The 15,642-nt window shown below is 56.0% G+C and carries 10 protein-coding genes; 9 read left to right on the top strand and 1 reads right to left on the bottom strand.

The genetic code is table 11. From position 1 onward, the window contains the following. The 9 genes from EVC45_RS37630 to EVC45_RS37585 all read left to right on the top strand — a co-directional run. On the top strand, positions 1–2,012 hold a 2,012-nt coding region (locus EVC45_RS37630; RefSeq protein ID WP_211193541.1), incomplete at its 5' end, for an ATP-dependent endonuclease. Continuing rightward, positions 2,009–3,739, top strand: a complete 1,731-nt coding sequence (locus tag EVC45_RS37625; RefSeq protein ID WP_129963192.1) for an ATP-dependent helicase — start codon at positions 2,009–2,011, stop codon at positions 3,737–3,739. The genes EVC45_RS37630 and EVC45_RS37625, both read left to right, overlap by 4 nt. Before the next feature lie 146 nt (positions 3,740–3,885). Next, positions 3,886–4,377 carry a hypothetical protein gene (locus EVC45_RS37620; RefSeq protein ID WP_129963191.1) on the top strand — a complete coding sequence of 164 codons (492 nt, stop codon included), beginning with the start codon at positions 3,886–3,888 and terminating at the stop codon, positions 4,375–4,377. Between the two features lie 189 nt (positions 4,378–4,566). Next, complete coding sequence (locus EVC45_RS37615) at positions 4,567–8,505, top strand: HEAT repeat domain-containing protein (protein ID WP_129963190.1); 3,939 nt, start codon at positions 4,567–4,569, stop codon at positions 8,503–8,505. Positions 8,506–8,584: 79 nt separating this feature from the next. Further along, on the top strand, positions 8,585–8,812 hold the full coding sequence (locus tag EVC45_RS37610; protein ID WP_129963189.1) for a hypothetical protein: 228 nt from the start codon (positions 8,585–8,587) through the stop codon (positions 8,810–8,812). A gap of 628 nt (positions 8,813–9,440) precedes the next feature. Further along, positions 9,441–9,938 carry a toll/interleukin-1 receptor domain-containing protein gene (locus tag EVC45_RS37605; protein ID WP_129963188.1) on the top strand — a complete coding sequence of 166 codons (498 nt, stop codon included), beginning with the start codon at positions 9,441–9,443 and terminating at the stop codon, positions 9,936–9,938. Between the two features lie 760 nt (positions 9,939–10,698). Continuing rightward, positions 10,699–11,412, top strand: coding sequence for a hypothetical protein (locus EVC45_RS37595; protein ID WP_129963186.1), 714 nt, complete (start codon positions 10,699–10,701; stop codon positions 11,410–11,412). Positions 11,413–11,571: 159 nt separating this feature from the next. Continuing rightward, positions 11,572–13,683 (top strand): DUF4062 domain-containing protein, encoded by a 2,112-nt coding sequence (locus EVC45_RS37590; protein WP_129963185.1) that lies wholly within the window; start codon positions 11,572–11,574, stop codon positions 13,681–13,683. A 59-nt stretch (positions 13,684–13,742) separates the two neighbouring features. Beyond that, complete coding sequence (locus EVC45_RS37585; RefSeq protein WP_129963184.1) at positions 13,743–14,609, top strand: DUF4231 domain-containing protein; 867 nt, start codon at positions 13,743–13,745, stop codon at positions 14,607–14,609. Positions 14,610–14,641: 32 nt separating this feature from the next. On the opposite strand, the gene EVC45_RS37580 is transcribed toward EVC45_RS37585, so the two are convergent. Then, positions 14,642–15,541 carry a YafY family protein gene (locus EVC45_RS37580; RefSeq protein ID WP_129963183.1) on the bottom strand — a complete coding sequence of 300 codons (900 nt, stop codon included), beginning with the start codon at positions 15,539–15,541 and terminating at the stop codon, positions 14,642–14,644. Positions 15,542–15,642: the final 101 nt, after the last annotated feature.

Here is a 15,642-nt window from a genome sequence, read left to right as displayed (position 1 = left end):
TTCCTGATCGCTGGCAAGCTCAACTTCACTTCGATCAACCCGCATACTGCATAACCCATTTGAATTTCAAAAGAGCCAGTTTAAGGCTAGATAGTTTTCGCTCGTTCGATCAGGCAGATATCGAGCTTCAAAAAGAGTTGACGGTTTTTGTCGGCGAAAATAACGGCGGAAAAAGCAACGCAATTGATGCAATTCGTTTGCTTACTACGCCGCTAGGCGGTCGACGGGAGATTTATTGCGAGCCCACAGATGTGCGCTTCCAGAGTGCTAACAGTTGCTTTGAGCTCGAAGGGCGTTTCGCAGAACTCTCAACCGGACAGCAAGGGCGACTTCTTTCTGCGGCCACAGATGCATCTCTGACGCATGCCTCTTTTGGACTGCGCTTCGATGCTGCGCGAATTGGCGCGAAGCCGATCCTCTGGGCCGGCAGGGAGGGAAATGCGCCGGAACCTGGATGCCATGAGATGGTTCGGCATGTATATCTGCCCACTCTACGCGACGCACAGCGCTCACTGGCGTCGGGAAATCCCACGCGCATCATGGCGCTTTTGAACCACTTCCTTGAAGGGACTACGCCGGCACAACTCGCGAAGGAGCTCGCAAGAACGAGCTCGCACGATGTGCTGGTCAAGGTGGATGGTGCAGTGGCCAAGAGTCTGACAGCGCTTACCTCGGGCGTGCGGCGGCAGACTGCTTCGCTTGGGTTTTCAAGCGACGAGGCTTTGGTCGACATTGCCCGTGACCTCCGATTCAAACTGGCGGACCACGGAGTCGACCCAGAGGATCTCCGCTACTCAGGGCATGGATATGCCAATCTGCTGTTCATGGCTATTATCGCCGTTGAGCTGGAGAAGGTCCGGTCTGCCGACTTGACGCTATTTCTCGTCGAAGAACCCGAGGCACATCTCCACCCCCAACTTCAGGCGGCCGTACTTTCGTTCCTGGGTGATCAGGCGGAGCAGTCACGTAAGGAGCCGCCTGCTGACTATGCACCAGCGGGTGAGCTTCAGGTCATCGTCGCGACTCATTCGCCGAATCTATCGGCATGGGTTAGCAGTGACCGGCTGGTCGTATTCAAGTCGGTCGTCGCGCCCGCATCGCAAGCCTCAACGGATTCGTCAATCGAGCCAGTTGTCGCAGATGCTGCAGTTATCGAGAGTAGCGTTGGCATTAATACGGCGGAAGGTGCTGACGCAGATGCAGACGTGCTTGCCGCGACGATGACTGCGGCTGCACTACGCCGCTCAACTCGTTGCATTCCACTATCGCAGATGCCCCTCGATCCATTGGAACGCCGGAAAGTCGACCGATATCTCGATGTCACGAAGGCCGCGCTGCTCTTTGGTGGACGAGTCCTGCTTGTTGAAGGTATTGCAGAGGCGCTTCTGCTACCAGTCATCGCGAAGAAGCACACCTTGAAAGACCACCCAGACAAACTTCGCCTATTCAGATCTGCGGTTTTTGTCCCCATCGATGGAGTTGACTTCAGCCCATATGCGACGCTGCTGCTTACCGGCGTCAACGGCGCGCGCATCGCGGACAGAGTTGTCATCCTCACCGATGGCGATAGGGGCGCCGGTGACGACGAGGATGATGACGAAAACGAAGATACTCAAGCCGCAGCCGCCAATGACGCGACCGACCAGGAAGAGGGGCCGATCCCGGGAGAGTTGCGCAAGGCAAAGTTGACTACGCTCGCGCTGACATTAAATGCGCGTGAACATCTCGTGGCAATCACAAGCGTCTATTCACTTGAAACTGAGCTGATCGAAGCCGGTAATGCTGATATCTTGCGAAAAGCGTATCTCGAGCTTCATCCAAAATCGAAGAAGAAGTGGGACAGTGCGGTAGCACTGAGTGGTGATGAACGCGCCAAAAGAATTCATAAGATCTTCAAGAAGACGCGCAAAGGTGACTTCGCGCAGATTCTGGCACGATGGATCGAGGACGGAGAGGCATTCACGGTACCGGGATACATTGCGCAAGCGATTGAAGAGGTGGTCGCAATATGAGTGCTTCGACCTACTCGCCAACCGAACTGCAGCAGGCAATTATTGATCACGAGGGGGCCATTTTCGTGACAGCGTGCCCGGGAGCTGGCAAAACCAGGACCATGGTGGAGCGAGCCCGGAAAATATTGAGTCAAGAATCCGATCGGCGTGGCGTCGCATTTCTCTCGTTTACCAACGCTGCAGTTGACGAGTTGCAGATTCGTCTAAATGCCTTTGGTGTACTTCCGTCCCCGCTATTTCCGGGCTTTATCGGGACCTTTGACCGGTTTCTGTGGCAATTCCTTATCTCGCCGTTTGGCATCCCAGACTGCGACGCGGTGCCAAAATTGGTCCCAGACAAGAACGAGTGGGAGGTCGTACCCTTCCCGAAAGCCCATGCGCTCAGGCTGCGATGCTTCGACAGAGCTACGGGGAAGGTTGATCCAGCGTCCGCCAGGAAGGAAGGCTTTGATGTTCAAGCCCGTTCGATTGACGCACATGAAACGCGGGTGCTCTCGATACTCAAAACTGCGAGAAGTCATGGTCAGATAGATTTCGATGACGTGCGCGTCTACGTTCGGGAGCGCCTGGACGATAAAAAATTTGCGGATCGTGTGGGGAGGGCACTTGCCGCACGGTTTCGCGAGATCGTCGTCGATGAGGCACAAGACTGCAATCCTGCTGATCTTGACGTTGTTGATTGGCTACGGAGATCTGGGATTATTGTTAAGGTAATCTGCGACCCTAACCAATCAATCTACAAATTTCGGGGCGGCGTTACAAACGAGTTGGAAAAATTCTCGAACTCCTTCGGCGCGCACAATTGTCTCCACATGAGCGGAAATTTCCGATCTACTCCTGCAATCTGCTTAGCCAATGTGGCGCTCAGAGCACCGAATTTACGCGCCAACCCTGACCGACCGGTGGGGCGTTATCGGGACGATTCAACTCCCGTGCATATCATTTCCTATAGCGGCACTGCGGTCTCGCAGAAAATCGGTCGTGCGTTTCTGGGGCTCGTAAATGGAATAGGTGTGCCGCTGCAAAGTGCACCGGTCCTGGCGTCCACGCGCGCGAGCGCCTGCAAAGCAATTGGGCAGCCGGTAGTCGACCCAACGACGCATATGACGCTCCTGCTCGCCGAAGCCGCGATGAAGTATCATTTCGCTTTCGCTGTCGGAGGTCGCCGGGATGCTCTGATTGGACTGCACCGTGTGATCCTGCTAGTTCAAGGGCATATCAGTTCTTCAGGCGACTACCATGTTTACTTGACCGACAAGGGGCTCGATGATGGCAGTTGGCGTCCTGATGTTATAGCGCTCGCAAACGGCTTGCGCTTCGAACCGCCGCAGACCGTTGACCAGTGGTTGGAGACAGCAAGGGAGCTATTGGCACCCGGATGTACTGGCCAGTCAACCATCAAAATGCGACTCAAGGCTCATCAAGGTTTGGGTGATGCTTTGGCTGGTGCCCCATTCGACTTACCGCCGGCGCGGACTATTCACTCTGTTAAAGGTCTCGAATTTCCCGCCGTCTGCGTCGTAATGACGATCAAGACTGCAGGCGGAATTCTCGACCTGCTTGAAGGCAGGGCCTCTCTGGAATCTGACGAGGAAGCTCGAAAGATTTATGTCGCAGCGTCTCGTGCGGAACGACTCCTTGCTATCGCTGTTCCCAAAAGCCGGGCGTCACGTCTTCAGGCAATCCTCACAGGCGTCGAGTGCCCCACGCAGCTACATCAAGTCTGAAGACTGGTTTCTGCTGTTGCTGGACCCCCGGGTCTAGCCTGGTGAGTGGGCGCCAAGACGCACCTTTGTCACCGGCATAGTGGCAGTAGCGTGTCTGGGGAGCGTAACTTGATCTGAATCTCAACTTCCTCAACAGGAGGACTCCAATGCTGGATGAAAAGTGGGAAGAGCTCAGAATCCCCCGTGGGATTGCCATCTCATTTTGGGCACAATTTGCCCGTGCGGAATTTGCCCTCAAGGCCACCAGATTTGCTGCTGGCAATGAAGGTGAATCCGCGAATCCCGCGTGGGACAAATTCGCCAGCGAGGTCGCGGTCGCGCTCGATCCTTGGGAGCATCTCGAGCTAGCCAACGCAATTAGATATCTGCTCGACAATCCACCGCGCAAACAGATTGTGCGTGGCGAGCGGGCATGTTTCGAAGATATCCCATCTCCGGCCGGGCGACGAACCGAAATCGAGTGCGCGGTGGTGCTCATACGCCGGGTTCGCAACAACCTGTTTCACGGCGGAAAGTACTTCGACCACGATGACGCCAGTCGCGATTTGAAGCTGATTCAAGCTTCCATGATGGTGCTCGAAGCTTGCGTCAATCACATCGGTGAGGTCAGGCTGGCTTATGAGACGGGCGACGCTTGATCAATTTCTGAATGCCGTTCCTAACCTGCGGCAAGAGGCTAGCGCCGAGATTGGGATTGGTCAGCTTGTCATCCTTGAGCCTGATGTGTCGAACGGACGATGATTAACCTTTGATTCCCGTTCTGAAACAGGTTTTACGACAGTTCGGAACCGGAGGGAATATTGCTATCTGGCTGCATTTTCCTCGCTATGACTGACAAAGACTACGAACCCTCCAGCGGGACCACTTCATTGCTGGGCTACCTTTACCAGCGGGACGTCTCAGTATGGGCTGCCTTGGTGCTGATGCTTGACCGAAATGCGACAGCGTGTCTGGAAATCGAGCCGGTAAGCGAGGAAGACCTGGAATCGGACATCGAGGGCGACGCACCCACCGTAACGGAAGTCGCAGATGTTGCTTCATACCGTCTCGTTATCCAGTGCAAAACTCGGTCCACTGGGCCGTGGAAGCTTACCGACATATCCAACCTGGTTGACGCAGGCGTTCGACGCGAGAAAGTGAAAGACCGGCTCAGTGACGCAAATATCCGATATGTCATGGTGACGAATGCAGCCATTGAGGGCCGTCTCATTCGAATCGGGAGTGATAGTCTGCTCCAGTGGCCGGCTGCCGGGCAGTTACCTCCGACACTGGTAAATGTGCTTTCAGCTGACGCTGACGGAAGATTTTCCATCCTGCACTCTCTTGATACTGAGCGGCTCCGCTTCCGCACCGAGGCGCTGTTGCGCGGCGTATGCCATATACCGTCGGGGCTCATTCACGATTGCCGTGAAGAGTTCCGCCGAACTGTGCTAGGCAGGATGCGCGGCGAGGCAGGTGGTGTTTTTTCACGCGAAGACGCAATACGAATAGTCATTAAATACAAGGGCTACGTCGGCCGATCACCGGATCTTGAAGACTTCGTTCAACCGAGCAACTGGGCAGATCTCAAAAATGCGCTCGCCGAAAGACATGCCGTCATCATCGCAGGGCCATCAGGGAGCGGAAAGACTAGTGCGGGGAAAGCACTGGTTGCCGACTTGCGGGACCAGTTGCCCGGCCTTAACGTCGAATATGTGGACGGCGGACCGGAGAAGGTAACGGGGTACCAAGGCGCGCTCCCGGTTGTCTTCGAGGTAGAGGATCCTTGGGGACGATTCGAACCGGAGCCGAAAGCGAAGGCATGGCGACATGGGATCATCGAAGTACTCCGGAGCGCAAGCGTCGATCGCAAAATTGTCATTACGACCCGAGCCGACATGATGGTCGAGAGCAAGGCGCAACCTCAAAAAAAGTGGTTCATCACTCTCGATGAGGCGAGCTACAGCCCGGCGAAGAGAATCGAGCTGTTCGAGCGATTTGCCAACAAACTGCCTCGACATATTCAGGAGCGGATTCTCCCGTATCGAAAGGAGGCTGTTGACGAGCTCACCACGCCCCTGTTCATGCAACTGTACTTCGATGCGGTTGCGGAGGGTCCAGCAGCGAAAGAAAGCGATCGCTCGTTTGTCAGTCGATGCCTCAAACAGGCAGAAGAGGAGTCGATTGAAGTTTCGCTGGGCAGGAAGATCGACGACTCCGAAAGCCATAGATGGGCGATAGTTCTCTGGGCTGCGTTTAAGTTCAAGGCGCACCAGAGCCGCAAGCAACTGCGAGATCTTGAGGATGCGTTATTCGAGCGCGATGACTCGCTCGAGGACGGACTATTCAAGCTGATTGAGCTGCTTGTAGCAGGTCATTACCTTCGCGAGCGCAACGACGTTTTTGCCCTTCGTCATCCGCGAGTGGACTTGGGCCTGCGCAACGTCGTTCTTGGTCAAAAGCGTTTAGCGGCGAAAACGCTGAGACTGGTCGTTCAAGCCTTGACCCCTTATGACGCCGAAGGCGCGGCGAATGTGCTTCGAGCTGCACGGCAGCTCGACGATTTTCGTCTGGAAATCGATCCTGATAGCCAAAGCGCGATTGATGTATGGCTCCGGGACCGCCTGACGGCTGTAGGCCTCGACTTTGACGATGATCTGGATCTGGCGGCGGTTACTGGTTCTCCTCAGTCTCCGGTCACCCTGCTGGCGAATTGGCTCAATGATAAATCCGACGCGCGGCGATATTTTATGGACGACTGGATACCGCGTGCACTAGACGAGTCCGAATTCGCGCTGCTGGTCGCCGACCCAGCCACAAGGCCCATTTGCATGGGTTTCGTCCGTCGCAAGCTTCCGCGCGTAAACGGCTTCTATTCAGAAGGTTTTGCGGACAACTTGCTCCGTCTGGCAGATGGGCTTAATGAGGCTTTCATCGATGCGGCGATGGACATAGTTCAGGACGGTTTCAATTCAAACGCTAATGTCATAGTCGCTGGTGCAATCACAAATCTTGAGGCCTTTGAGCAGGTTGTCGATGCGTCGGTGAACTACGATGCGAAGATCTCCCAACGCAACGAGGACGATTTTTATCTGCGTAAGCTTAATGGTGAGTTTGGCGAAGAAGAGGCCGAGCATTATCTAGATGATCGTAGCGAAGATGCTCACACTGCTCGCAGCTTCCTCGAGACATATGCTGAGCGGGTCAGAAGCGTCAAGGGCTGGCAGGCGCTCGCCCAGCATAGATACGCTGAGCATTTGCACTTTTTCTGGGCACGCGCGATTCGTCTCGCTGCGGGTGCGCTTCCGACTGACGACGAGTGGTTGGCGTTAGCGTCAAGACTGTTTGACACCGATGAAGAAGATGACTTGTGGAACGCAATTGGTGATTACCTTCCAGCGTGTTTGCTGCCTTTTCTGGAGAAGAGGATCGAGCAAGGCGCGGGCAAGCCGTCAATCCGGCAAGAAGCTGGGCTCGTGCTGACGCGGTTGACTCCACAAAGAATTTCGGGTCTGAGTGAAAGTCTAGAACGGACAAAAAACTATTCGCGGATTTGCGAACTCGCGTTGGACATACGAAACGCTACCACGCACGCTTGGATGGATGAAGGGGCGGCGGCGGTTGCCCAAATCTGCGAAGCAGCGAGCACGAAAACCGAAACGGTGGTGCGCGCAATTCTGGATCCGACCAGTGCTGCTGCCTTGGATGGCGAAGCTCGTGCCATGCTTGAGGGCATCGACGCCGGGCCCAACAACGTCCTACGCGTGGCACAAGCGGAGGTATTGGCGAAGAACGACGGTGCCAACGTGACTGCCTTGCTGAAGACTGCCTTGTGCGTCGGGAAGGAGAACACTGATGATGAGGTCAAGGCCATCACGAAGGCGATTCAGCTCGCGGGACGTTTGGATATCGATTCTCTTGTCGAATACGCATTGAAACATCGCTTCGCCGACGTGCGACAAATTGCACTCGAGCTGGCAGCTCGGCACTATCCAGACGAGCTCCCAGACGAATTGCTGGCTTTTGCTGGAGACCCCGGGAATCGCGTTCGCAAGCAACTACTCAAGCTACTTGCAGTTCGTAAAAGCCGACGACATGAGGAGGCTTTGGTAAAACTTGCTGCGGACAACTGGAGCACACACTACGATCGATATGGAGAAGATTCCTCGTATCCGATTGCCGTTGAAGCGGCCAGAGCTTTGGGGACATATCCACGCCTCCAAATCAATATCGCCGAAAAGCTCCTCGAAATAGCAAAGACTACATCTGACTCTGATGTCCAAAGAGGTTTGCTAAACAGTCTGCTCACAAATGGAACGCACGATGTGCGGCACGAAGTGAAACGCCTCGCTCTAGATTTGACTAACCAAGGCATGGCGTTAGCCGTCTGCAATGCTCTCGTTTCGCTAATAAGTGTTGGTGACTTTAACCTCGAACTCCCAATCACAGCGCGGATGATTGCGGAGGCGCCGCCGTCGATTGCAGCTAGACTTTCGTTGCTTGCCGGGATCGCGAGTCCCGACCACGACTTGATTTCTCTTGGGAGAGGAATTGCGGCTAACATTCAGAAGCGGGCATTACTTGTGCCTGCATGGATTGGAGCAAGTACGAAGGGAAGGGAAATCGCGTCATCACTTGAGCGCCTGATTCCGGCAAGCGTCGTCGGCGCGTTAAGCAAAGCGCCATCGCCTGATGCGCTCGCTCCACGCGAACTACTGGACGATATGGGCGACGTTCGGACGGTCCGCGCCGTTCGAAAATTCCTTGGCCGTTTCTTCGTCGAATAGAACATGACAGATAGCAGACGACCTTCTAACCACCTTCAACAGGATCTTCGGAGATTTGAAGCTTGAGGACCGGGCTGAGTTGGATACATCGATTCGGCAGACAGTAGCGCGAGCCAACCTTGAATTTGACTCCAGTGGGGCTCTCACGAAGATTCGCCGTCAGATGCTGGCGGATGCGGTCAGCGAACTCGCTACCGCGCGCGAGGCTGTCAACGAGCAAAACTTGGTCAATATGAGCAACGCCTTGAAGAGAGCCACGGGTCACATCAATGCTCTCGTCGTCGATGTTATGACAAACATGGGGTAACGAGGGTGCAGAATCATGCGGGTACCAGCGCTGGCAGCCGTGCCTTCACGTCGCACTGAAGAGTCCTGACCACCAGGCAGAATCGGGAATTTCGCCGCCGCGTGTTTCACGCCAAGGCGGATGGAATGCGCTCGACGCAGTTATGGTTCGGCCGAGTCATTACCAGGCTGTGTCGGTATTCGCGTGAAATTCCTGAAAGGCGAGATTGAGAACGCGCACCGCGTCGCTTGGGAAAACGTCCGCTGGCAATTGGTCGGCCAGATATGCATGGGGAGAGTAGAGCCCGAAGGCACAACGGCACAACGCCCGCCGCCCTGATCGCCGCCCGAGGGCAACAGTGCCAGCAATTCGACCACTTCGCCGGCTGGTTCTGAGCAAGGGCAAGTGGGCGTGTTCAAGAGTTCGACGCAGTCACTACGGACATATGCGTGACTCGCCCGACGCTTCTCAACACGTCATGCTGCAGGTTGCCTCCTGAATCTCGACATGTCGGATAAGAGGCGTGTGAAACAGGCTCAAGGAGAAGGTTCCCGCACGAATCAAGAGATCAGATACACTCATGTCAGGATGACAGCATCTGAAAATAAAACCATCCAGATCCGATTGGACAAAAATCTTAACGAAAACCATGGCTACAGTGAAAATATTTATTTCCCACCAGAAACAAGATTCTTCCGCTGCCCTGCGGGTTCAAAACTATATGAAGGGTGAGCACGATATTGACTGCTATCTCGATGTCATAGATCCACATCTGACACGGGGAGAGGAGATTGCCGATCACTTACGAAATGAGTTGAGCAAGTGCTCGCACCTTCTGGCGATTGTTTCGGAGGCGACAAAATCATCGTGGTGGGTACCTTGGGAAATCGGGGTGGCGACGGAAAAGGATTTCCCGCTCGCGACTTTTGGAACAAACGTCGACCTGCCAGAATATTTAATGAAATGGCCTTATTTGAAGAGCCAGAGTGATCTAACGAAATACGCGCAGACGGTCTCGGAGATGTCGCGTGAAACAATGCTACTCGACGGCGTTAGCAACGAATCGTTTAACACGGCAACCGCTAGCGTCGGGCGAAGCAGCACCCGTCGATTCTATCGATCATTGCGCTCCAAACTGGGGCAATAGTCGGAGTCACCAAACGGCGACAGCAGTGGCGCCAGCGGGTCGACGCAACTCGGGACAGCTGATCGGGTATGACGGCCCCAAACCGGCGGCATTGCGTACACCGCGTGGATCAATGACCGCGGTCCATCCCCGCGTCGAGGTCTACCTCCTCGACGCGAACAGGGTGCATCATGCAACGATGCGCCGCTTGGGATAACAGCCGCATGCAAGTCAACCTGCCATCAGCGTGAAGTTTCTGGCCGGCGAACCCTTGCCGATTCTAGGCGACGATCCGTGTAGCGTGCACGGTCGCAAGGTGGTCAGCACCGCGATCGATCGATGGTCCATCGCACCGGCAGGACGCAGGTCGAACGATCCGTTTTCAGGCCCACATCCCGCCATGGTTGTCGGCCGTCTGCGCCGACCATCGCATGATCAAGTCTGCTGACCGTCTGCTCGATAACGCAATCCGGCATATGCCCGACGGCGGCGAGATCAGCGTTGGACCGGCCCGCGAGTGTAACAAGATGCGCGTCGCCGTCAGCGACACGTGCGCTGGAGTTGCGCCCAAGTTTCACGCCAGCTGAGCGGAAATTCAATGGCCAATGCTCAGCTCATAAAATGAATCATGGCAGTCGCGCGCGCGCCTGGTCTTATGGTGTTTCAAGCTTTCAATATGCCGTCTGGATTGCCTCCCGCCGGTTCGAGTCTTCAGTAAAATATTAAAGTTTCGGGTAGTCCAGCCGTTATCCCGTAGGTGATTATCACGCGGACGCCAGAGATGTCGATATTCAACAAGTTACTGTCATTGACTTATCGTCCCCCTGCTTTGCCACGGGGTGTGGATGAGATTGGTGATTACAAAAAGCGCTTTACAGAGGCGATCGAATTCACGAACCGTTGTGGATTCAAAGAACCTGCGGCGAAATGGCTGGATAGAGACGTTCTTGGTTCGGACGAAGCGTCGGTTCGTGAAGCGTTCAGTGCGGCCGGGATTGACGATCTGGGTTCATCAGCGGGCCAGTGTCTCAAGTGGTGCCATTATCTGCGACCATTTCTTGAGCGCTCGCTCGGTGTTCCGGTCCGCCTGACGATCGGGCAGCTGTGGACCTCCGAGACTGTTATCTATAGCCCGACATGGGAAGATATCCGCCGCTGGAGTGAGAGCGGCATCGATCCGGTCGAACTCGCACGTGAAGAGCGCGTGGGCGTCAATTTTCACGCATGGCTCACCCTGGAGACGGGTGAAATTATCGAGCCCACGATGCCTAGCTCGATAGCGATGGTGCGTGGCGGAAAATCGAGGGAGATACTGGGTGGCATATCGTGGGGAAGGGAGCCCGGGTTTTTCGGCGGCCACCGGTACGTTCCACTGGCTGTCGGCAACGCTATCGCCGAGGCAATCGGCGGCAATCCTTATTTCTATCTTCTCGCGCGGGCAAAGGAAGACCTGAACGACTACCCGCGGGTTGGAGTTCTTTATGCCCTAGCCTGAAACTGGCTAATCCAGGTTGATGGACACCAGCGGATCGAGAACGGCACAGGACGCACCTCATACTGGATCCCGCTCGCGAACGGGCTTGGGCTGCTGATCGGTGTGCACCGCCGGGTCGTGTCGAGGCTGCGGTGATGGTGAGGGCCGTCATACAACAATATGTCAATAGCAAAGACTTCAGTTTTTATCGCTTCCAGATTTTCCGAGTTTGCAGCACTCCGTGAGCAACTAACCAGAAAAATCGCGAATCATCCGATCGCAGAATTTTCGCCCGTTGATCTGGACAACGGGCTGGTCAGCCACCGTCCTCCGCTTGCTGAATGTCTCGCACACGTTCGGAGGTCGGAATTCATGATCCTGCTGCTAGGCGACGAATATGGCTCAGTAGCACCGGGGCACTCCAAATCGTTTACTCATCTCGAGTACGAGGAGGCCGTCCGCGACGAGGCCGGCGTACGTGTCCTCGTGTTTTGCGTTGGCGAGCATTATCGCGACCGCCGCATCCGGTTCGCGGCTGCCGGAACCTCGCTGGGCGGCTGGCAGCGCGAGGTCGACAGGCGGCACACTGTCGGATTCTTCGAGCCGGATGCTAGCGTGGAGCAGATTGCACAGAGCATTCTTGAGGCGCTGGTGATCGCGCTCTTTGAGCTTCGGTTCGGACAGTTGCACATTGAAGACGCAGATCAGCATCGCGATCTTTTTGACGCTATTTCCGATGAAGGCGTGCTGGATGACTCCGACGTCACTGCGCTTGAATCCCGCGAATTTGAATTGCGCGGACTATCGATGATTGATGATCGTGCGGAATTTTCGGAGACGCGCGATGTGCTGATGAGGCCGGCTGCTGTCGCGGCTTACGAGCAACGTGAAGAAGCGCAACGGGCTATCTCGCTGGCGGATTATGGATGTGCAATCCGGCATCTGCAGCGCGCCATCGAACTCCGGCCACTTGATCTTCTCAGCAATTACTGGCTCGCCTCTCTCTATGTTGCATTGGGCAGGAAACAGGATTGTGTCCGGGCAAGAGAGCTTAGCGAACGTGCTGCCCGGATGGCCCTGGACCAAGGCTCTCGCGTTCGCGCGTCGGCCTGCTACCTCTTGGCCGCGCGAGCCGCGCGCTTGCTGGAGCAGCATGACGAAGCGGTGCTTTATGCGCGACAGGCGACAGAAGTTGCGCCGCGTTATGCAAAGGCCCGAATTGAGCTGGCCCGCTGCCTTGTGATCAGACGTGAAGGTGACGCGATGAAAGAGGTCCGGATTGCCGGCGATCTTTATTTTCCCAGCCTCCGGGAGATATTCGCCGATCCTCAGCTTCGTTCGTTGCGAGGCGCGACCAACGCGATGATCGAAAAAATGCGTCTCGAAATGGTCGGGAACGCCAACCGTATCCTGATAGTCGAAGGTCGGCTTGCGGCCCTTGCTGGCAGTGCCGCTTCGACCCTGTTGGATGAAGGCGCGAGCCGACATGTGGCTTTTGCGGCTGCCCGGCAATCCGCGTCGAAACAGTACAACTGGGTTTGTCGTCTGGTGCGGGATGCGCAAAGTGCGCTTCAGAAGTTGTCGTCCATACAGGGGGCCGCGGCTCAGGCGCTCAACAGCGAGATCATGCAGTTGGAGGAGCTGGGCAGAGCGGATTCGTCACTTCTCGCGCAGCAGGAGTCGGTGAACACGAACCTTTCTGGTCTGAACGCCAGGGCCCGGACCTACTGGTCCTGCATTGCGGGGGTGGCGGCGCTAGGCGCAGCAGTCGATTGGTGGCTGGATGGTAGGCGTGCAGGTGCTGTCCTCGCCGCGTTGGTCGGAATGTACCTCCTTCGGACGGGATACCGTGCAATCGGTGAACGCCGGCAGCGAATGCAGATCGTGCAGGCCAAGATCCGTGAGATTCAGGGCAGGATGCAGGGCTACGCAGCAAAGACCGCTAGCGCAAGGGCTGGCTTGGGATTGCTTGAAATAGAGGCGCGCTCTGCGGTCACCTGTGCGAGAGACGCGCTGGAGTTATTTGAGTCCGGCTCATTGCGTCAACCGATTGGCCTGCTTCCGTTTGCTTCGCTCTTCTCGGGCAAGGCCGGGGATGTGGTGCGCGTCTGGCGCAAACAGCTTGATGCGTTCGGTGAGAAGTCAGGGCGCACCACGGTTATTGAGGACGGCCTGCCGGACTGGCTTGAAAAGACGCAGCCGCCCGATGACACCAAACCGCGACTGTACCGGGTGACTCGCTCGGAAGGTTCACGACTCATACTCAGCCGTGCCACCGCCTACCGGGGATAGCCTTGCGCGCCGCAGATATCCTGCCGAGCTATCCCACCAGTAACTATGGGACAACAACAATGACTGAAAAGGACTTTCCGGCACTGCAGCAGGCAGCCGACGCAGCCTCAAAGACCGCGCAACGTCGATTTCATCTCGCCTTGGGCTGCAATCTGATCAGCCTCATCGCCGCGGCAACGCTCTCGGTTGTCAACTATCCTGCTGCGTGGTTCGCGGAGGCGCAGGCTGTGCTGCTGTTGCTCGGGTTGGTCATGGCCGTGTATCTCGCGTTGTGGCAGCCACAACGGGTATGGTATGGCATGCGCGCGCTGGCGGAATCGATCAAGACCATATCGTGGCGCTTCATGATGCGAGCGGAGCCGTACAACGTTGAACACTCAGGGGCGGAGCGTCTGTTTTCGGAAAGCCTTCTCAAGATTCTCGCGGCCAACAGCCAGATCTCCCGTCATGCAACCTTTGCCGCGCAACCGGACCAGATTACGGTCGCGATGCGGCAATGTCGCAATCTTGAACTGGCGGAGCGCAAACGGCGATATCTGGATGGGAGAATTCGGGACCAGTTGTCGTGGTATCAACAGAAGGCGCAGTCAAACAAGCGCGCTTCGCTGATCTGGTTTTCTACCCTCGTGCTGGCAAACGCACTCGCGCTCGCGGCGGCGGTTGTCAAGATTGATCATCCGAACGTGCAGCTCTGGCCAACCGACATCCTGACTGCAATCGCGGGAGCGGCAATGGGATGGATCCAGGCGAAGCGCTTTCAGGAGATGGCGGCATCCTACGCACTTGCTGCGCATGAAATTTCCATCATCAGCGTCGCGTTGCCTGCAGGTGATGACGAGGGGATGTTCTCCACTTTCGTGGGCGACGCAGAGAGCGCGTTCTCGCGCGAACATACGCAATGGCAGGCAAGACGCGACGTCGGCTGATGATTGCTGGAGGCGGTCGAGGCGCCCGCTCATCAACGGTATTGCGTTCTTGGCAGCAACCCGGCAATCTCGATGCGGTTTTTCAGGGTGATCTGTTGGGACTCTGGGGAGCGGCCACGGTCTTCCTCTGTCAAGCCCAATTGATGGAGAACATAAAAGAGCATTGCCTGGCGACATTGCAGACGACACTCGCCGTCGACCATCCCGAAATCGAGTTCGATGACCTTGCGATGAGCGACTTTCAGTGCCGGGTGCGGCATCAGGACCAGATCAACCATCGTGCTCCACGCGCGATCGTCCGGTTGCCGGTCGCGATCCGCTTCCGTTCCTTCGATGTGCAGGACACGAGAAAGAAGGAAGTCCCTGAAGTCATGGTTCTTATGGCAGAACGCGCGCATATGCCAACGATAGCCATCGTGTGCGAGCGCGTGTGGCGTCACGCGCCGTGTCGCCGGCTCGGGGCTCGAAAACGACTGATAGGCGATATCCAGCGCGCTTCTACTGCGAATTGCCGCTACCACAGCAACGACTATCTCGAGATCAAGGTGTCTCCACGGGCGAGGAACGCTTGCGACGGGTGGATATGTGCCAAGAAAACTGCCGTACGGGACTTCGTTCTCGACCGTCATCTTCAACAGGTCGTCAAGGTAACGCTCAACCCGGCTGGACTCGAATATCGGATCAAAGGAGGGCGCACAACGGTACGTTCTTGTACTAGCGTCGTAGTCAAGGTTACCAGGCGCCAGCCTGTCGTATTCCGACAGATCGAGCGAGGCTTGCGGCACCGAGATGCCAAAGAAGTTAGTCAGGTCGCTGCGATTAATGTGGCCGTCCCACCGCAGCCGGTACTCAACGAATTCGAGACGACGTTGCTGTCCCCATTTTGTCTTGGGTCGGGGGGCGCTATCTGACATGTGGGATTGGATATCCATGAGGCATTATGGCAAAGTCCGAATAAAAAATATACTGACGTAAAAACTACTCGTATAATTAGTATTCGGTCAGGTTTGCTGGCCTCACATCACTAGCGACG

This window comes from Paraburkholderia sp. UYCP14C (assembly GCF_004197395.1).
Taxonomy (GTDB): domain Bacteria; phylum Pseudomonadota; class Gammaproteobacteria; order Burkholderiales; family Burkholderiaceae; genus Paraburkholderia.
Note: the sequence above shows the minus strand (reverse complement) of the source record. Positions and strands in the feature narration are given on the sequence as shown.